The sequence below is a fragment of the Lutibacter sp. genome, assembly GCF_016342705.1.
Classification (GTDB): domain Bacteria; phylum Bacteroidota; class Bacteroidia; order Flavobacteriales; family Flavobacteriaceae; genus Lutibacter.
The window spans coordinates 210118-229101 of sequence record NZ_JAEINV010000006.1 but is presented as its reverse complement, the minus strand read 5'-3'; the positions used below and the strand labels follow the sequence as shown (position 1 = coordinate 229101).

General features: G+C 30.2%; 20 protein-coding genes and 1 other RNA gene. 12 read left to right on the top strand and 9 right to left on the bottom strand.

Features of this window, described 5'->3' with window-relative positions:
- Positions 1-198 (top strand): hypothetical protein (locus JEY78_RS07975; RefSeq protein ID WP_291849223.1); only part of this gene is annotated, 198 nt, incomplete at its 5' end.
- Here JEY78_RS07975 and JEY78_RS07970 read toward each other — a convergent pair.
- Genes JEY78_RS07970 through def form a run of 4 tightly spaced genes read right to left on the bottom strand, consistent with a single transcriptional unit; the run spans position 189 to position 2774 of the window.
- The gene (locus tag JEY78_RS07970) at positions 189-923 is read right to left on the bottom strand and encodes a (S)-benzoin forming benzil reductase (RefSeq protein ID WP_291849221.1); all 735 of its coding nucleotides are present in this window, start codon (positions 921-923) and stop codon (positions 189-191) included. The two genes, JEY78_RS07975 and JEY78_RS07970, sit on opposite strands and share 10 nt — an antisense overlap.
- 58 nt (positions 924-981) lie before the next feature.
- Positions 982-1761 (bottom strand): nucleoside triphosphate pyrophosphohydrolase, encoded by a 780-nt coding sequence (gene mazG, locus JEY78_RS07965; RefSeq protein WP_291849219.1) that lies wholly within the window; start codon positions 1759-1761, stop codon positions 982-984.
- Between the two features lies 1 nt (position 1762).
- Positions 1763-2182: a DUF5606 domain-containing protein gene (locus JEY78_RS07960; RefSeq protein ID WP_291849217.1), complete on the bottom strand. Its 420-nt coding sequence runs from the start codon at positions 2180-2182 to the stop codon at positions 1763-1765.
- Positions 2183-2186: 4 nt separating this feature from the next.
- On the bottom strand, positions 2187-2774 hold the full coding sequence (def, locus tag JEY78_RS07955) for a peptide deformylase (protein WP_291849215.1): 588 nt from the start codon (positions 2772-2774) through the stop codon (positions 2187-2189).
- Positions 2775-3264: 490 nt separating this feature from the next.
- On the opposite strand from def, the gene JEY78_RS07950 reads away from it, so the two are divergent.
- From JEY78_RS07950 to JEY78_RS07940, 3 genes are read left to right on the top strand one after another with little or no spacing between them, the layout of a single operon-like run.
- On the top strand, positions 3265-4296 hold the full coding sequence (locus JEY78_RS07950) for a hypothetical protein (RefSeq protein WP_291849213.1): 1032 nt from the start codon (positions 3265-3267) through the stop codon (positions 4294-4296).
- Between the two features lie 12 nt (positions 4297-4308).
- On the top strand, positions 4309-5427 hold the full coding sequence (locus JEY78_RS07945; protein ID WP_291849210.1) for a DUF6544 family protein: 1119 nt from the start codon (positions 4309-4311) through the stop codon (positions 5425-5427).
- A gap of 60 nt (positions 5428-5487) precedes the next feature.
- On the top strand, positions 5488-6390 hold the full coding sequence (locus tag JEY78_RS07940) for a sialate O-acetylesterase (RefSeq protein ID WP_291849207.1): 903 nt from the start codon (positions 5488-5490) through the stop codon (positions 6388-6390).
- Positions 6391-6399: 9 nt separating this feature from the next.
- On the opposite strand, the gene ruvX is transcribed toward JEY78_RS07940, so the two are convergent.
- Positions 6400-6810 carry a Holliday junction resolvase RuvX gene (gene ruvX, locus JEY78_RS07935; protein WP_291849243.1) on the bottom strand — a complete coding sequence of 137 codons (411 nt, stop codon included), beginning with the start codon at positions 6808-6810 and terminating at the stop codon, positions 6400-6402.
- A gap of 98 nt (positions 6811-6908) precedes the next feature.
- Here ruvX and JEY78_RS07930 point away from each other — a divergent pair, with 98 nt between their 5' ends.
- The 5 genes from JEY78_RS07930 (at position 6909) to JEY78_RS07910 (ending at position 11891) form a co-directional block, all read left to right on the top strand.
- Positions 6909-7724: a 2,3,4,5-tetrahydropyridine-2,6-dicarboxylate N-succinyltransferase gene (locus tag JEY78_RS07930; protein ID WP_291849204.1), complete on the top strand. Its 816-nt coding sequence runs from the start codon at positions 6909-6911 to the stop codon at positions 7722-7724.
- Between the two features lie 38 nt (positions 7725-7762).
- On the top strand, positions 7763-8800 hold the full coding sequence (locus JEY78_RS07925) for a UDP-N-acetylglucosamine 2-epimerase (RefSeq protein WP_291849201.1): 1038 nt from the start codon (positions 7763-7765) through the stop codon (positions 8798-8800).
- 84 nt (positions 8801-8884) lie between these two features.
- On the top strand, positions 8885-9742 hold the full coding sequence (locus JEY78_RS07920) for a glycosyltransferase (RefSeq protein WP_291849198.1): 858 nt from the start codon (positions 8885-8887) through the stop codon (positions 9740-9742).
- Positions 9743-9745: 3 nt separating this feature from the next.
- A complete protein-coding gene (locus JEY78_RS07915) occupies positions 9746-10309 on the top strand; it encodes an L-threonylcarbamoyladenylate synthase (protein WP_291849195.1) in 564 nt (187 codons plus the stop codon).
- Between the two features lie 160 nt (positions 10310-10469).
- Complete coding sequence (locus JEY78_RS07910; protein ID WP_291849193.1) at positions 10470-11891, top strand: HD domain-containing protein; 1422 nt, start codon at positions 10470-10472, stop codon at positions 11889-11891.
- A gap of 63 nt (positions 11892-11954) precedes the next feature.
- Here the strand turns inward: JEY78_RS07910 and JEY78_RS07905 are convergent, their stop codons facing one another.
- From JEY78_RS07905 to JEY78_RS07890, 4 genes are all read right to left on the bottom strand, one after another.
- Positions 11955-13778, bottom strand: coding sequence for an ABC transporter ATP-binding protein (locus tag JEY78_RS07905; protein ID WP_291849190.1), 1824 nt, complete (start codon positions 13776-13778; stop codon positions 11955-11957).
- Positions 13779-13803: 25 nt separating this feature from the next.
- Positions 13804-15516 (bottom strand): phospho-sugar mutase, encoded by a 1713-nt coding sequence (locus tag JEY78_RS07900; protein WP_291849187.1) that lies wholly within the window; start codon positions 15514-15516, stop codon positions 13804-13806.
- Positions 15517-15596: 80 nt separating this feature from the next.
- Entirely contained in the window at positions 15597-16544 is a 948-nt protein-coding gene (locus JEY78_RS07895) for a glycosyltransferase family 2 protein (RefSeq protein ID WP_291849184.1), read from the bottom strand.
- An 11-nt stretch (positions 16545-16555) separates the two neighbouring features.
- Entirely contained in the window at positions 16556-17083 is a 528-nt protein-coding gene (locus tag JEY78_RS07890; protein ID WP_291849181.1) for a DUF4199 domain-containing protein, read from the bottom strand.
- Positions 17084-17260: 177 nt separating this feature from the next.
- Between JEY78_RS07890 and ffs the strand changes: the two genes are divergently transcribed.
- From ffs to fsa, 3 genes are all read left to right on the top strand, one after another.
- Positions 17261-17359, top strand: an RNA gene (gene ffs / locus JEY78_RS07885) — signal recognition particle sRNA small type.
- Between the two features lie 65 nt (positions 17360-17424).
- Positions 17425-18228, top strand: a complete 804-nt coding sequence (locus JEY78_RS07880) for an SDR family oxidoreductase (protein ID WP_291849178.1) — start codon at positions 17425-17427, stop codon at positions 18226-18228.
- A gap of 58 nt (positions 18229-18286) precedes the next feature.
- Entirely contained in the window at positions 18287-18940 is a 654-nt protein-coding gene (gene fsa, locus JEY78_RS07875; RefSeq protein WP_291849175.1) for a fructose-6-phosphate aldolase, read from the top strand.
- Positions 18941-18984 lie beyond the last annotated feature (44 nt).

Here is an 18984-nt window from a genome sequence, read left to right as displayed (position 1 = left end):
AAAAAACCTGTGAAGATATCTTCACAGGTTTTCATTAATTTTTTTAATAATCGTCAACCTATTTTAGGACGACTCATACTTTTAAAAGTTGCACAACAAATTTTAAAAGTTGCGCAACAAATTTCAATAGTTGCGCAACTATTGAAAAAAGGTGTACAACTATTAAAAAAAGGTGTACGCCTTTTTTATTATTTGTAATTTCTTACATCAATAATTTTTCCGTTTTTTAACTTACCATTCATATCAAGCTCATAAATTTGTTCTGCAACTTGTTTTGGTGTAGCGAGCGCCCCTTTTTCGTAAAAATCAATAAATCGTTGAACTGATTTAAAATTTTCTTTGGAGGTGTTTCTAACTTCTTCTTGCATATCAGTGTCAACCACACCCGGATACACAGAAGTTATTTTAACACCGTTTTTAATTTTTTTCTGTTCTTTGGCCACTACTTTTGTAAGCATATCCAATCCAGCTTTTGTGGAACAATACATGGCCCAACTTCCGTAAGGATTTATGGCAGCACCTGAAGAGATATTTATAATTCGCTTTTTACAATCCCACCCTTTCGTAAATTTTATAAATAATGAACTTACTACTAAAGGTGCAGTTAAATTTATTTGAATGGTATTGCTAATATTTTCAGCTGAAATATTTTCAAGCGTATTTACAGTTCCTAAACTACCGGCATTATTAAATAATGTTAAAATGGAAGTATTAGTCTTGTCTAAATGAGAAAATATTTCGGTAATTGTTTTTTCTAATTGTTGTAGATCTGTTAAATCACATGGATACTGTTCAACAGCATACTCTTTTTTTAAAGTAGTTCTTGAAATTGAAATAACTCTATACCCGTTTTTATGATATACTTCTGCAATTCCGTGTCCTATTCCTTTACTGCCGCCAGTTATAATTACAATTTTCTCCATTATAATAAGTTTAATATACTAAGGTAAAAAAATTAATTGATAGAAGTTAAAGTAATTTCTATTTGTATAGTTTTTTAGCTGCATTCCAAAACACATCCATTTCAGCTAAAGACATATCATGTAGTGATTTATCCATTTTTTTTGCTGCTGTTTCAAGGTGTTGAAATCTGTTGATGAATTTTTTATTGGTGCGTTCTAAAGCATTTTCTGGATTTACCTTAATAAACCGCGCATAATTGATGAGTGAAAATAATACATCACCAAATTCGGCTTCTATGTTATCGGTATTTCCTTTTTCAATTTCAGCATTTAATTCATTCAATTCTTCCTGAACTTTTTCCCAAACTTGTTCCGGTTTTTCCCAGTCAAAACCAACTCCAGCAACTTTATCTTGAATTCTATTGGCCTTTACCATGGCAGGTAACGATGGCGGAACACCTTCTAAAACCGAGGTTTTACCTTCTTTTAGTTTTAGCTTTTCCCAGTTTTGTTTTACGTCCTCTTCGTTTTCTACTTCAACATCTCCATAAATATGTGGATGGCGGTAAATTAATTTTTCTGAAATAGATTCTGCAACATCTGCAATATCAAAAGCGTCCGTTTCAGAACCTATTTTAGCGTAAAAAACAATGTGTAATAAAACATCGCCTAATTCTTTTTTAATTTCTTGTAAATCGTTATTAAGAATGGCGTCACCTAATTCATAGGTTTCTTCAATAGTTAAATGTCGAAGCGATTGAAATGTTTGTTTTTGATCCCAAGGACATTTAGAACGCAACTCATCCATAATGTCTAATAAACGACCAAATGCCTGAAGTTGCTGTTCTCTTGTGTGCATATTATTCTTCGGTTGTTTCTTCTTCCACTTCTACTATTGAAGCAAAATCGAAGTTTTTTGAGGCTAATAAATTATACCAAGTTAATACTTTTTTGATGTTAGAAGTGTACACACGTTCTTCATCAAAGTTTGGTAAAACTTCTCTAAAATAAGACGTTAATACTTTTCCGCTTTCTTTAGGACTTAATCCTTCTTTTCCACCTTCTTTTTCTGCAATTGCTTTAAAAACTATACGTAATGGAATTTCCTCTTCGTACGTGTAAATTGCAATTTCGTTTAAAGCACTAATATTATGTGTAGCAGTTACTGGTGTTTTTTTACCATCAAGTAATGATTCTACAATAATTCCTCCTTTAGATTGTGCTTTAATCTCAAACAATCCTGGTTTACCATTAATGGCAACAATATTTTTTAATTCCATATAGTTATTTTCTTTTTGGTGAAAAAAATTTCATTCTGTAATCAGCGTTTACTTTTCCTTTTGAAATATTTTCTAATTTCTTTTTAATTAATCGTTTTTTTAAGGAAGATATTTTATCAGTAAATAAAATTCCTTCAATATGATCGTATTCATGTTGTACAACTCTAGCTGCTAAACCACCAATTACGTCGGTGTGTTTTTCAAAATTTTCGTCTAAATACTCAATGGTAATTTTTTCTTGTCTAAATACGTCTTCCCTAATATCAGGAATACTTAAACAACCTTCATTAAATGCCCATTCTTCTCCCTCTTCTTTTAAAATTTTAGCGTTAATAAACACTTTATTAAAATTAGATAAAAATGCGCGTTCAGTTTCTTCTAAATCTTCATCTTCGCCAAATGGTGTTGTATTTACAAGAAATAAACGTATAGACTTGTCAATTTGCGGTGCAGCTAAACCAACACCTTGTGCATTCACCATAGTCTCTCTCATGTTCTCAATAAGTTCTGCTAAATTAGGGTAGTTTTTGTCAATTTCTACTCCTACTTTTCTTAAAACAGGATCGCCGTACGCCACAATAGGTAAAATCATATTCTTTTTTTTGGTTTGCAAAAATACAAAAGATTAAATGAATAATAAAATGTTGGGAATTGTAATTTACAAAACCGTTAATATTATAAATAAATTGTATTTAGTTTTTTTCAGATTTAATGAAAACTTTGCCGTTTTTTATGATATAAATAATTTTTATAAATAAACTCTTTTTAAAAATAACTACAATAATGTAATTATCAATTTGAAGTTGAAATCTTTTAAATTTCAATGTTTTATCACGTTTTTTTCTTAAATTTAAAGAGTAAAACAACCTTGTTTTATATTTTTCAACCCTTATTTTTTGTTTTAAATTAGAGCGGATTCCCCTTTCATTTTATATAATTATAAATTGGGAGCAAGTTTTAAATGGGTTGAACACCCAACGTCGAACATGTGAAAGCGAAATTCGACATTAATAAATGAGTAGCCGAGAAAAAGCTGAAAATCGATAGAGTAAGCATTTTTAAAACGCATTAATTTTTAGAAGATGAAAAAGAATCTAATTATTTTGCTAGTTACATTTTTTGTTAGTTTTGTAGGGTTTTCACAAAATGTTGCTGGCGTTTATAAAACAGACTACAAAGAAATGACATTGCAACAAAATGGAAACAGAGTTACCGGAACTTACGAAAGCGGTAATGGAAAAATTGACGCAATTTTAAACGGAAATTTACTTGTTGGAACTTGGAGCAATAGCGGAAGTAAAAAAAGTGGAAAGTTTGAATTTATTTTTAATTCCGACTTTACATCTTATATTGGAAAATATGGGTATAACAATGCTACTCCAACAAAAAAATGGAATGGAACTAAAATTAAATCTTCAAATACAGTAAAGGTTGTTAGTCCAGAAGTTGAAACCATTTTACACAATGTTTCCGGCGTTTATAAAACAGACTACGCTCAAATGACCTTGCAACAAAATGGAAACAGAGTTGCCGGAACCTACGAGGGTGGTAATGGAAAGATTGAAGCAATTTTAAACGGAAATAGACTTGTGGGTACTTGGAGCAATAGCGGAAGTAAAAAAAGTGGAAAGTTTGAATTTATTTTTAATTCCGATTTTTCAGCATTTACTGGAAAATATGGGTATAACAATGCTACACCAACAAAAAAATGGAATGGAACTAAAATTAATTCTAACAGTTCAACTATAAAAACAACGGCACAAGAAACATTACCAATTAATGTTTATGGAAGTTGGGCGCATCGGGGCGCAAGAGATCAAGATGATCGGTTAAATATTTGGCAAGAGGGAAATAAATTTACGATTGTTATTTCTTGGATAGATATCAATACAAAAATTTGGAAATCCTATAAAGGTGAAGGACAATTTGAAGGTAGACAAATGAATTTTAAAGTATTTCCATCTGTTTTAAATGGTAAAACTATAGATCAAGGATATATGTATCATTACACCATTTCTCCAGATAACAATGTAATTACAGGATATTACACAAAAAATGGGATAAGAAATCCTGATGCAAATTGGTATTACCAACGTGTAACGGAGAACATGTAAAAGTTAATAGTAATGAGAATTTTAGTTGCTATTTTGCTTGTAACACACGCATTAATTCATGTGTTGGGTTTTTTAAAAGCCTTTAAAATTATTGAACTCAATTTATTAAGCAGTTCAATATCAAAAATTTACGGTATATACTGGCTGATAGCCGCTATATTTTTCTTAATAACCACCTTTTTATTGCTGTTTAAAAGCAATTATTGGTGGTTATTTGGATTCCTTTCTGTTTTAATTTCTCAAATAATTATAATTGTATTTTGGAAAGAAGCCAAATTTGGCACTATGCTAAACTTAATTATATGGCTTGCTTGTATGTTTGCTTATGGAAATTTTAGTTTTTCAAAGCAGGTGAAAGAAGAAGTTGTACAGATGCTTTCTAAAGTAGAATTAAATAAAAAAAAGGAATTAATGCGTGTAAATTCCATAGAAGATGTACCAATTCCTGTTCAAAATTGGTTAAGAAATTGTGGCGTAAATAACACATTCAAAATTAAAAGTGTGTATTTAAAACAGAAAATTTTAATGAAACTAAAACCACAACAAAAAAAATGGTACAAAGCTACTGCTCAGCAATATTTTACAACATATCCAGCAGCTTTTAACTGGTCTGTAGCTATGAATATCAATTCCATTATAAGTATGAAAGGAAGAGATAAGTTAGAAAATGGAAATGGAGAAATGATGATAAAAATGGGTTCAATTATACCAATTGTGAATGTGAAAAATAATAAAAAAGTGAACGAAGCAACGCTTCAAAGATTTTTAGCTGAAATTGTTTGGTTTCCTTCTGCAGCTTTAAGTTCATACATTTCGTGGGAATATATTGATGATGGAAGTGCAAAGGCTACTATTTCAATGAATAATATAACAACTTCAGGAACATTTTTCTTTAGTGAAAATGGCGAATTCAAAAAGTTTAGTACTTTGAGATATAAAGATTTAAATGATGTACAACCAAAAGAATGGGAGGTTGAGGTCATTAAAAATAAGGTTTTTAATAAAATTAAAATCCCTGAAGAAATCCATGTAACTTGGAAATTAGAGGATGGAGATTTTACATGGCTTCAACTAAAAATAACTGAAATATATTATAATATTCCAGCTGGTACAATTATTAATACATATTAATGTAGTAATTTTATCCGCAGTAATTTCAATACTTTAAATTATTTAAGTCGCCATTTAGCTATGAAACATTATCAATCAATCTTATTACTATTTACAATTTTTCCATTATTGTTATTCAGCCAACAAAAAGATAGTATTCGGGTTTTTTATTTAGGAGGTCAGTCTAATATGGAAGGCTATGGTTATACTAAAGATTTACCAAAGGATTTAAATAAGCCATTTAAAAATGTGTTTATTTATGAAGGAAATCCAGCAGGAGATCATCAGCAAAATGGAGGTTTGGGAAAATGGGAAGTTTTAAAACCAGGTCATGGCGTTGGCTTTTCTTCGGATGGTATAAAAAATCAGTATTCTGAAAGATTTGGAATTGAATTATCGTTAGCTAAAAGGTTGCAAGAATTATATCCGAACGATAAAATTGCATTTATAAAATATGCCAAAGGAGGTTCATCAATAGATAGTTTAGCGGCTAGACAATTTGGTAGTTGGGAGCCAGATTTTAAAGGAATAAATCAATATGATCATTTTTTAATTACTTTGAACGGAGCTTTTAGTAATGGAGATATAGATGGAAATGGAAAAGCAGATGTTTTAATTCCTTCTGGTATCATTTGGATGCAAGGTGAAAGTGATGCCGATTTTACTGAAGAAGTCGCAAATAAATATTATTTCAACTTAAAAAGGTTAATGGATTTAATAAGAGCTAGTTTAAGAGTAGATGATTTACCAGTTGTTATTGGAAAAATTTCAGATTCTTGGAATGATGCCGATGGGAAAGTTTGGGATTACGGCGAATTGGTGCAATATGCACAAGAAAAATTTGCAAAAACGGATGGAAATGCTTCCATTATTAGAAATACAAGATATTATAAATATTCCGACACTTGGCATTACGACAGTAATGGCTATATAGATTTAGGTGAAAAATTTGCGGATGCTATTTATAAATTAAACGCTAAGTAATTAATTTTTTTATTGATTGTGTAAATAAGATTGCAAAATTAAAGTAGCGCTAATTTCATCAATTAGCTCTTTATTTTGGCGCTGTTTCTTTTTTAAACCACTATCAATCATACTTTGAAATGCCATTTTTGAGGTAAAGCGTTCATCAATTCTTTTAATCGGAATTTTAGGGAAAGTAGTGCTTAATTTTTCAACAAAAACCTTAATAAATTGTTCGCTTTCACTCGCTTTATTATTCATTTGTTTAGGTTCGCCAACAATAAATAATTCTACATTTTCATTTTTTAAATAATCTGTTAAAAATGAAAATATTTTTTTAGTATCAACAGTTGTCAGTCCAGAAGCAATAATCTGAAGTTCATCAGTTATAGCAATTCCAGTTCTTTTTTCACCATAATCAAAAGCTAAAATACGAGCCAAAATATTAACAGAATTTTTAAAGTTGTGCAAATTTAGCTATTTTGAATTAGAAAATCTTTTATATATTTTATATTTGCGATTCATAGAATATTAAATGAATGGAAGCACTAAGAAAAATTATTGAAAACGCCTGGGAAAAAAGAGAATTATTAAAAGAAACAACAACGCAGAATGCTATACGAGAAGTAGTAAATTTATTAGATAGTGGAACATTACGTGTTGCACACCCTATTGAAAACGGATGGCAAGTGAATGAATGGGTGAAAAAAGCGGTGGTGCTTTATTTTCCTATTCAACAAATGGAAACGATTGAAGTTGGTATTTTTGAATATCATGATAAAATTCCGTTAAAAAGAGGTTATAAAGAAAAAGGAGTGAGAGTAGTTCCTCACGCAGTTGCACGTCACGGATCATATATTTCTGCAGGAACTATTTTAATGCCAAGTTATGTAAATATTGGTGCGTATGTAGATGAAGGAACTATGGTAGATACTTGGGCAACTGTTGGTAGTTGTGCACAAATTGGTAAAAATGTTCATTTAAGTGGAGGTGTTGGAATTGGTGGTGTTTTAGAACCATTACAAACCGCACCAGTTATTATAGAAGATAACGTTTTTGTAGGTTCTCGTTGTATAGTTGTGGAAGGAGTTCGTGTTGAAAAAGAGGCAGTTTTAGGAGCAAATGTGGTGTTAACAATGAGTACTAAAATTATTGATGTAACAGGAGATTCTCCAGTAGAATATAAAGGATTTGTTCCTTCACGTTCAGTTGTAATTCCGGGAAGTTATAAAAAAGTATTTCCAGCAGGTGAATTTTATGTTCCTTGCGCTATGATTATTGGAAAACGTAAAGAAAGTACTGATAAAAAAACATCATTAAATGATGCGTTGCGTGAAAACAATGTAGCAGTTTAATTTTGTATATTTGCATATAATTTTATTACAAGTTTATAATGCGTTTTTTAATTCATATTTCACACGGATATAGTGTTCCAATTGGTAAACCTCTTCAAAAGGAAATTATTAAAAGAGGTCACGATGTAAAATGGTTTTCTGAATTAGAAAGCGCTAAAACATATTTAACAATAGAAGAAACATTGTTAAACACGGTGCAGGAGGTAATGGATTATAATCCTGAAATAGTTTTGGTAGCAACTGATGCTGTTCCTCATTTTTTTCCAGGAATTAAAGTTCAAATATTTCACGGATTTTTGGTGAATAAATGGAGTTTTAAGAAAGGTCATTTTAGAATACGAGGTTTTTTCGATTTGTATTGTACACAAGGACCTTCAACTACAGGTCCTTTTAATATGTTAAAAAAGAAGCACGGCTATTTTGAAGTAGTTGAAACAGGTTGGTCCAAAGTTGATCCACTTTTTAGTGAAACTAATACGTTAGAAAGAATTAATGCTAAGCCAACCGTACTTATTTCTTCTACTTTTACTACTAAATACAGTTTAGCCAATATTCCTGAAGTTTTTGAAGAAATTAAGCGATTGTCATTAATTGGGAAATGGCAGTTTTTAGTGATTTTACACCCTAAAATGGACCCTGTTATTGTTGAGAAATTCAAAAGTTTAGAAAATGAAAATTTGAAATATTTTGATACAACAGACATCATTCCTATTTTTAAAATAGCTGACATCATGTTTTCTGATACAACTTCTGCAATTCCTGAATTTATTTTGCAGCGTAAACCGGTTGTTACTTTTAGAAACAATAAACCAATGCCTCATTTAATGAATATTGAAGAGGTTAGCCAGATTGAAGAAAGCCTTGAAAGAGCATTTTCTTACCCTAAAGATGTAATGAAAGAAATTGAGAATTATATCGAATTTACGCATCCATACAATGATGGGAAATCTAGTAAAAGAATTATTGATACAACTTTAGCATTTTTAGAAAAAGACAGATCTTATTTAAAGAAAAAACCTTTAAATCTTTTTCGCAAATACCAAATGAGGAAAAAATTGAATTACTTTAAATTTTAACAAATAATAATAATTTACAGTAAATTAGGTTTGAATATTTCAATAAGTTTAGCTTGATTTTATGTATCTGATTTCGATAATAAAATGTTTCAACATTATATAATTACAAGGTTTAACCTTAGGAAAGACGATTGGACTACAACTAAAAATAACGAAAAAGTATTGTCCGATTCCTGGCTACAAGAGCGTTTCGACTTATTTGAAAACTATTGTTTTAGCTCGGTAAAAAATCAAACAAATAAAAACTTTAAATGGCTTGTTTTTTTTGATATAAATACACCAGAAAGTTATAAACAAAAGGTGGAGGAGTTTCAAAAATCTTTCGATAATTTTGTTCCTTTTTTTATAGATGGAATGACCAATTTTTTACCAGAAATTGTAAAGAACATAAAATTATTAGATTCTAAAGAATACTGTATTACTTCACGTTTAGATAATGATGATAGTTTACATATAAACTATGTAAATACCATTCAAAGTTATTTTGATAGTCAAGATCATTTTGCAATAGACCTAATTGATGGTTATACCTTACAAACAGGTTCAACTGTCCGTTTTGGATTAAAAAAACAACTTTACAATCCGTTTATATCTTTAATTGAAAAAAAGGAAAATTTAAAAAGTGTTTGGTTTAGAAGCAGACATGGATCCTGGAAGTATGAAAAAAATATTATTAGAGTAACAAATAAACGATTGTGGCTCTGTGTGATTCATAATTCAAATAAAGTAAATTTATTTACGGGTTATAATAATATTGGAGCTAAAGTTTTGGATGATTTTAATATAGTTAGTTCTAAAAAGAACGAATTAATAAACAACTTAAAACTGTATAAAACGTGGAGATGGTTAAGCGCTTATAATAAAGTTAATTCTTCACTTGATATTTATTTTAAAGATTTTAAAAAAACGTTGGGATTATATAATAAAAATCGAATTGATTAAAAGATGGTTGAAAATGAATTAAAAAAGAGCCTTAAAATTCTTCAAGAAAATAAGATGTTATTGTATCCAACTGATACCGTATGGGGAATAGGTTGCGATGCAACCTCCGCAGCAGCAGTTAAAAAAGTGTTTCAAATAAAGCAACGAGAAGAAACCAAAAGCCTTATTATTTTAGTTGATGACATTGAAATGTTGCAACAATATATTCCTTTAATTTCTAAAGAAATAATTGAGTTATTGTCTAAAACAACAAATCCAACCACTATTATTTATAACAATCCAATTGGTTTGGCAAAAAATGTAGTTGCGCAAGATAATACAGTTGCTATTAGAATTGTTCAAAATGACTTCTGTAAACAACTAATTTCTCTATTTGGAAAGCCAATTGTATCTACATCAGCAAATATTAGTGGAAGCGAAACGCCTAAAAGTTTTAAAGAAATAGCACAACCAATTTTGGAGAGCGTAGACTATGTTGTAAATTTGCACCGCGAAGAAAGAAATGACAAGTCTTCTACCATACTTAAAGTGGCAGAAAATGGTGAAATTATAGTGCTTCGAAAATAGTTATAAATTTAAATGCAAAAGGAGTTTACTTGAAAATTAAATTTTCGTCAACCTGAACTTGTTTCAGGTTCACATCATAATTTGAAATTTGTGTGATGAGATTCTGAAACAAGTTCAGAATGACGTTTTGATATTTTTAAGGACTTTGTTATTAGAAAATATGTCAATAAACAATACTTACAAAGAAGCATTAATTCATCCAATTTTTGAATATATTTCAAAAGCAGCATCCAATTTACAATTAGAAACCTATGTAATTGGAGGTTTTGTACGCGATTTTTTTTTAGAAAGAGGAACACCTAAAGATATTGATATTGTTGCTGTTGGAAGTGGTATTGATTTAGCCAATGAAGTTGCAAAATTATTACCTAACAAACCAAAAGTTCAGGTGTTTAAAACCTACGGAACTGCTATGTTGCGTTTTGATGATATTGAAATTGAATTTGTGGGTGCTCGTAAAGAATCGTATAATGAAGATAGCAGAAATCCTGTAGTTGAAGATGGAACATTAGAAGATGACCAAAACAGAAGAGATTTTACCATAAATGCCTTGGCTTTAAGTTTAAATAAAGCCGATTTCGGAACCTTATTAGATCCATTTAACGGAATTAAAGATTTAGAAAGTAAAATAATTAGAACACCTTTAAATCCAGATATTACCTATTCCGATGATCCTTTACGAATGATGAGAGCTATTCGTTTTGCAACGCAATTAGGGTTTACAATTGAAACAGCATCGTTAGAAGCTATTTCAAGAAATGCTGAACGAATTGATATAATTACTCGTGAACGTATTGTTGATGAATTGAATAAAATTATGCTTGCTGATGTTCCTTCTGTTGGGTTTATTTTATTGTATGACACCAATTTATTAGATCGTTTTTTACCGGAGTTAACAGCCTTAAAAGGAGTAGAAGAGGTGGAAGGTCAGAAACATAAAGATAATTTTTATCATACGTTTGAAGTGGTTGACAACATTTCAAAAAACACCAATGATCTTTGGCTGCGTTGGGCTGCATTATTACACGATATTGGAAAAGCACCCACAAAAAAGTTTCATAAAACGTTAGGATGGACATTTCACGGACACGAATTTGTAGGTTCTAAAATGGTGTATAAGCTATTTAAAAGAATGCGATTACCAATGAACAACAAAATGAAGTTTGTTCAAAAAATGGTATTGCTAAGTTCTCGTCCAATTGTGTTAGCGACAGAAGTTACGGATTCAGCAGTTCGTCGTTTAATTTTTGATGCAGGTGATGATGTGGAAAGTTTAATGACTTTGTGTGAAGCAGATATAACTACAAAAAACCCAAGTAGATTTAAAAAGTATCACAAAAACTTTGATATTGTACGAAATAAAATTAAAGAAGTTGAGGAGCGCGATCACGTTCGTAATTTTCAACCACCAATTTCAGGTGAATTAATTATGGAAACATTTAATTTGAAACCTTGCCGCGAAATTGGTCAAATTAAAGATGCAATTAAAGAAGCTATTTTAGAAGGAGAAATCCCAAATGAGTATGATGCTGCCTATGAATTTATGTTGAAAAGAGCCGAAAAGCTTGGTTTGAAAGTGTAAATTTCTAAAAAGTAAAAAGAAAACGTCAACTTAAAATTATTTAGGTTGACGTTTTTTTTAGTTTTAAAGCGTTTGCATTTCAACTAATTTTTTATAAATATTATTATTTGCAATTAGCTCATTATGAGTTCCTTGTTCTACAATTTTTCCTTTTTGTAATACTATAATAATATCCGCTTTTTGAATAGTAGAAAGCCTGTGTGCAATAACAACGGAAGTTCTGTTTTGCATCATTTTTTCCAACGCATCTTGTACCAATCTTTCAGATTCTGTATCCAATGCTGAGGTTGCTTCATCCAAAATCATAATAGGTGGGTTTTTAAGAACTGCACGTGCAATACTTAAACGTTGTTTTTGTCCGCCAGATAATTTATTTCCACTGTCACCAATATTAAAATCGTAACCATTTGGTAAATCTTTAATAAACTCGTGCGCATTGGCAATTTTTGCTGCTGCTATAATTTCATCATCAGATTTATTTTCAAGTCCTAATAAAATATTGTTTTTAACAGTATCATTAAACAAAATGGAATCTTGAGAAACCAAGCCTTGTAAATTCCGTAAAGATTTTTTTGTGATGTCTTTAATATTTTCACCATCAATTAAAATACTACCTTCATTTACATCGTAAAAACGAGTTAATAAATTAGCAATAGTAGATTTTCCACTTCCAGATTGCCCAACAAAAGCCACCGTTTTTCCTTTCGGAATTTCTAATGAAAAATCATGCAATACATAATCATCTTGATATTTAAACGAAACATTTTTCAATGAAATCGCTGAATCAAAAGTTGGTTTAACCGTCGCATTAGGTTTGTCGGCTAAAGGAGATTTTGTATGTAAAATTTCCAATACACGTTCTGCTGCGGCATCCCCTTTTTTAACGCCATAAACTGCTTTTGAAATTGCTTTTGCAGGTGTTAAAATATTGTAAGCCAATGTCATATATACAATAAATGCATCTGGAGCCAAGGTTTTATCAACTAAAACTAAGGAGCCTCCATACCATAATAAAATGGCAATGACTCCAATTCCTAAAAATTCACTTAAAGGAGATGCTAAATTTTGACGATTCAACAACGTATTTGAAAAATCATAAAAACGAGAGGTAGATTGTCTGAATTTTTTATTGAAATATCCTTCCGCATTAAATCCTTTAATCACTCTTAATCCACCTAATGTTTCTTCTAAAATAGATAAAAAATGACCTTGTTCCAATTGCACACTGTCGGATTGTTTTTTTAATTTCTTTCCAACCAATGAAATTACAAATCCTGCAATTGGAATAAATAAAAACACAAAAAGTGTTAATTGTGGACTAATAGCAAGCATTGCAATTACTGTAAAAACAATCGTTAAGGGTTCACGAACCACCAATTCTAAAATAGATAAAAACGAATGTTGAATTTCTAAAACATCTGTTGAAATACGGGCAATAATATCTCCTTTCCTTTTTTCAGAAAAATAGGCGAGTGGTAGGTCAACTGTTTTTTCATATAATTCATTTCTAACATCTTTTAAAACGCCATTTCTTAAAAATGTAATGAAATACATGGCTAAATAGCCAAAAATATTTTTCAATAAAAATGTACTAATGATAATAACAATCATAAATAACAAAGCTTTTAATTCGCCTTCATTATTTACTTTTTGAGTAATAAAATAATTGATTGATTTTTCAAGATAATCACCCAATTTTGTAATGCCAGTATAAGTTGGTTTGGTATGAATTTGTTCAGCACTTTTAAATAAAACTTTTAACATGGGCATTAAACTCACAAATGCTAATGTTCCAAAAAGTGCATATAAAATGTTGCTAATAATGTTAAAAAAACCGTATATTTTATACGGTTTTGCATACACTAATATTTGTTTGAAATATTTCATCAATTATTTTATAAGTTATGTTGAATTAGTTTAATTTCATTTCAACAATAATTTGTTGAATTTTAGCATCTAATTCTCCTTCTACTTTTTTAGCGTTTTCTATAGTATTTAAACTAGCTTTAGTACTAAAATAAAATTTTATTTTAGGTTCAGTTCCACTTGGTCTTGCAGCAACTTTTGTTCCATCTTCGGTTTCGTAAATTAAAACGTTTGATTTTGGAATTTCAATGGAATGAACTTTACCAGATTGTAATTCTATGCAAGTAGAGGCTTGATAATCAAAGAGATATTTTACTTTAGAACCAGCAATTTCTGTTACTGGATTTTCGCGTAAATCAACCATCATTTGTTTAATTTGCTCAGCACCATCCATCCCTTTTTTAACGATGGCAATTAAATGTTCTTTGTAAAAATTATTATTTACATAAATTTGCAATAATTTTTGATACATAGAACTTCCTTTGGATTTTGCATCTGCAGCAATTTCACAAGCTAATAAAGTAGCTGTAACTGCATCTTTATCTCTTACAAAGTCGCCAACCATATATCCAAAACTTTCTTCACCACCTCCAATAAAATCTTGTGTACCTTCAGCTTCACGTACCATTTTAGCAATCCATTTAAAACCGGTTAAACCAACTTTAGTTTCAACGCCGTAACTATCAGCAATTTCATTTACCAAGTTTGTTGAAACAATAGTAGAACCAACAAATTGCTTTCCGTTTAATTTACCTGCTTCTTTCCATTTTTTAATTAAGAAATCAGTCATTAAACACATGGTTTGATTCCCGTTTAATAATTTCATGTTTCCTTCTAAATCTCTAACAGCTATACCTAATCTATCACAATCTGGATCTGTACCAATTAAAATATCAGCTCCAACTTTATTTGCTAAATCAGTCGCCATTTTTAAGGCTGCAGGTTCTTCTGGATTGGGTGATTTTACTGTTGGAAAATCTCCGTTTGGAACTCTTTGTTCTTCAACAATATGAACATTTGAATAACCAGCTCTTTTAAATGCTTCCGGAATTGCAGTAATTGAAGTTCCATGTAATGATGTGAAAACTATTTTTAAATCTTCTCTTCCTTTTGTGTTGAAGGTTCCATTTTTTACAGAAGCATCAATAAAGGCATCATCTACATTTTTTCCAATATATTCAATTAAATTTTCATTTGCGTTGAATTTAATATTCGCAAAATCTAAATTTATTACTTCATTAATAATTTCACCATCTTGCGGCGGAACAATTTGTCCACCATCATTCCAATATACTTTGTACCCATTATATTCAGGTGGATTATGTGACGCAGTTAAAACAATTCCTGCATCGCAACCTAAATGTTTTACTGAAAACGAAAGCTCTGGAGTAGGACGTAAATCTTCAAATAAAAATACTTTTATACCATTTGCTGATAATACATCGGCAACAATTTTGGCAAAAGATTTACTGTTATGACGACAGTCAAAAGCAATAGCAACTTTTAATTGTTTACTTGGAAACGTTTGAATTAAATAATTAGCCAAACCTTGTGTAGCTCTACCTAACGTATATTTATTAATTCTGTTTGTTCCTGCGCCCATGATTCCACGCATTCCACCAGTTCCAAATTCTAAATCTTGATAAAATCTGTCAGCCAATTGGTTTTGGTCTGTATTTATTAAGTGTTGAATTTCTTGTTGTGTTTCTTTATCAAATGTGCTAGTTAGCCATTGTTGTGCTTTTTCTAAAATTGTCATAATTTGTAATTTATTAGAATCTTTTGTAGTACAAAAATAGTATTAATCGTTGTAAAATAATAACACTATTTACTAAAACGTTATAAGTTTACTTGGTTTGAAATGGTATATCTTTTGGTGTCGGTTTTTGTTCTTAAAATTATTTCACCTAAAAAACCAGCTAAAAAGAATTGAGTACCAATTATCATTGTAACCAGTGCTAAATAAAATTGAGGCCGTTCAGTAATTAATCTGCCTGTTGGATTAAAAAATAATTTGTCTATACCTAAATAAAAAGAGAAACAAAGCCCAATAAAAAACATTAATGTTCCTAAAAGTCCAAATAAATGCATAGGTCTTTTTCCAAATTTTGATAAAAACCAAATGGTTATTAAATCTAAAAAGCCATTGATAAATCTGTCAATCCCAAATTTGGTAACACCATATTTTCTTGCCTGATGTTCTACAACTTTTTCACCAATTTTATTAAAACCAGCATTTTTTGCCAGTACAGGAATGTATCTGTGCATTTCACCATTTACATCAACAGATTTTACAACATCTTTTTTGTAGGCTTTTAAACCACAATTAAAGTCGTGTAATTTTAATCCAGATGTTTTGCGTGCTGCTGCATTAAATAATTTGGAAGGAATATTTTTTCTGATTTTAGAATCGTACCGTTTTTTCTTCCATCCAGAAATTAAATCGAAATCCTCTTTAATAATTAAGTTGTACAATTCAGGAATTTCATCTGGACTATCCTGCAAATCGGCATCCATGGTAATAATTACATTTCCTTTAACTTCTTTAAATCCGGCATTTAACGCTTGTGATTTTCCGTAGTTTTTTTGAAATTTAATACCTTTTACATTCGGATTTTTTTGTGATAGGTTTTCAATAACTTCCCAAGAAGTATCTGTACTGCCATCATCAATAAAAAGTATTTCATAAGAATAACGATTGGATTGCATAACTTTTGCAATCCAATCGTGTAATTCGGTTAAAGAATCTTCTTCGTTAAGTAGTGGAATAACTACTGATATATCCATTTATAATAAATTTAGTCTATTTCTTCAGTTCTTTTTAATATAAGACCTTCAATTAAAGAAATAATAAATCCAAAAAATAAGCTACCAACAATTCCCATTGCAGCTCCAATTAGTGGGCTAGAGAATTTTTCTTGCATTTGTTTAGCTCCTTCTAATTGCTCATCTGTCATATTAGGGTATTGTTCAAGCATTTTTTGCTCTCCAACTTTCATCATATTTTCCATAAAATCTGGTTCAATAAAGTTGATGAAAATTTGGTTGTAAATTACAGTAATAATAGCTCCAACTAAAGCAATTCCAAGTCCAATTTTTAAAGCATCTCCTAAGCTTAATAAGTTATTGTTTCCCGCTTTAAAATTCTTAAGTGCCATAAAAATTACAACAGCCATTATAACAAAGCTGGCAAGCATTACTCCCATACCTTGATCGTAAATTTTACCCATTGCATATATTCCAACAGAAAGAATGATTGATACTACTCCAAGTATTAAACCATAGTTTAACATTACTTGTTTTGATGATGATTTTTGGTTTTCCATGATTAATTGATTTTTTTTGATGAACAAATATACTAATACCTATTAAGTATATTATGTAATAATTAATATTTATTGATTGTTTAAACTAATTTATTAGTAAACAGAACATTAAAAATGTTACATAAAAATATAAAAAAAATGATTGTGTAAACTAAAAAATGATTGTATTTTTGCGCCGGGCAAGTCCTACACAACCAGCTCCCTTTGAATCCTCCAGGGCGGGAACGCAGCAAAGGTATTAGGTCGTAGCGGTGTGATGTAGGTAGCTTGCCTTTTTTTATGCCTTATATTTAGTGGTACTTCGCTATATCTTTTTAACTTTACATCCTAAAAATTATATAATGTCTAAAGTTGTTTTAATTACTGGCGGTTCTTCAGGAATTGGAAAATCTATTGGAGAATATTTATCCGAAAAAGGTTTTATAGTTTATGGAACAAGCCGAAATCCTGAAAAATGTTTAAATCATCCTTTTAAATTAGTGGCTTTAGATGTCAATTCTGAAAAAAGTATTTTAAATGCTGTAAATGAAGTTATTAAAGTAGAAGGAAAACTAGATATTTTAATAAACAATGCCGGAATGGGAATTACTGGTCCCATTGAAGATACGCCAACAGAAGAAATGCGAAAGGTATTTGACACCAATCTTTTTGGTGCTATTGATGTTATGAAAGCAGTTTTACCACACATGCGTAAACAACAAAGCGGCTTAATTATTAATATTTCTTCTATTGCAGGCTATATGGGATTGCCTTTTAGAGGAATTTATTCGGCAACAAAAGGAGCGTTGGAATTGGTTACAGAGGCTGTTAGAATGGAAGTGAAAAATTTTGGGATACAAGTTACTAATGTTGCTCCAGGTGATTTCGCAACCAATATTGCTTCAGGAAGATATCATACACCCGTTTTTGAAAATTCACCTTATAAAAAAGTGTATCAGGAAAATTTAGATTTAATGAATTCTCATGTAGATGCAGGAAGTGATCCTATTGAAATGGCAGAAGTTATATATAAAATAATAAATACGCCTCATCCAAAAATACATTATAAAGTAGGAGATTTTATGCAAAAGTTTTCTATTGTTTTAAAACGAATTTTACCCGATAAAATGTATGAAAAGTTATTAATGAATCATTATAAATTATAATCATTTAATTACTTTTGCAAAGAATAAACAATTCAATATTAATTAAATATACAACTAAATGAAATTTTTTATTGACACAGCTAATTTAGAGCAAATTAAAGAAGCACAAGCATTAGGTGTTTTAGATGGAGTTACTACAAACCCATCATTAATGGCTAAAGAAGGAATTACAGGTGCAGACAATATTTTAAAACATTATGTAAACATTTGTAGCATTGTGGAAGGTGATGTTAGTGCTGAAGTAATTGCAACAGATTTTGAAGGAATGGTTAAGGAAGGAGAAGCTTTAGCTGCGTTACATCCTCAAATTGTGGTAAAATTACCAATGATTGCAGACGGAATAAAAGCATGTAAATATTTTTCTGATAAAGGAATTAGAACCAATGTAACATTGGTTTTTTCAGCTGGTCAAGCATTATTGGCTGCAAAGGCAGGAGCAACGTATGTTTCTCCGTTTATTGGTCGTTTAGATGATATTTCAACAGATGGATTGCATTTAATTTCTGAAATTAGATTGATTTATGATAATTACGGATTTCAAACTCAAATTTTAGCAGCTTCTGTGCGCCATACAATGCACGTAATTGATTGTGCTAAAATTGGGGCAGATGTGATGACAGGTCCGTTATCTTCAATAAAAGGATTGTTAAAACACCCGTTAACGGATAGTGGTTTAGCGCAATTTTTAGCTGATTATAAAAAAGGAAACTAATATATTAGGAAATCACCATCTGTGGTTTTTAACTAATAAAAAAA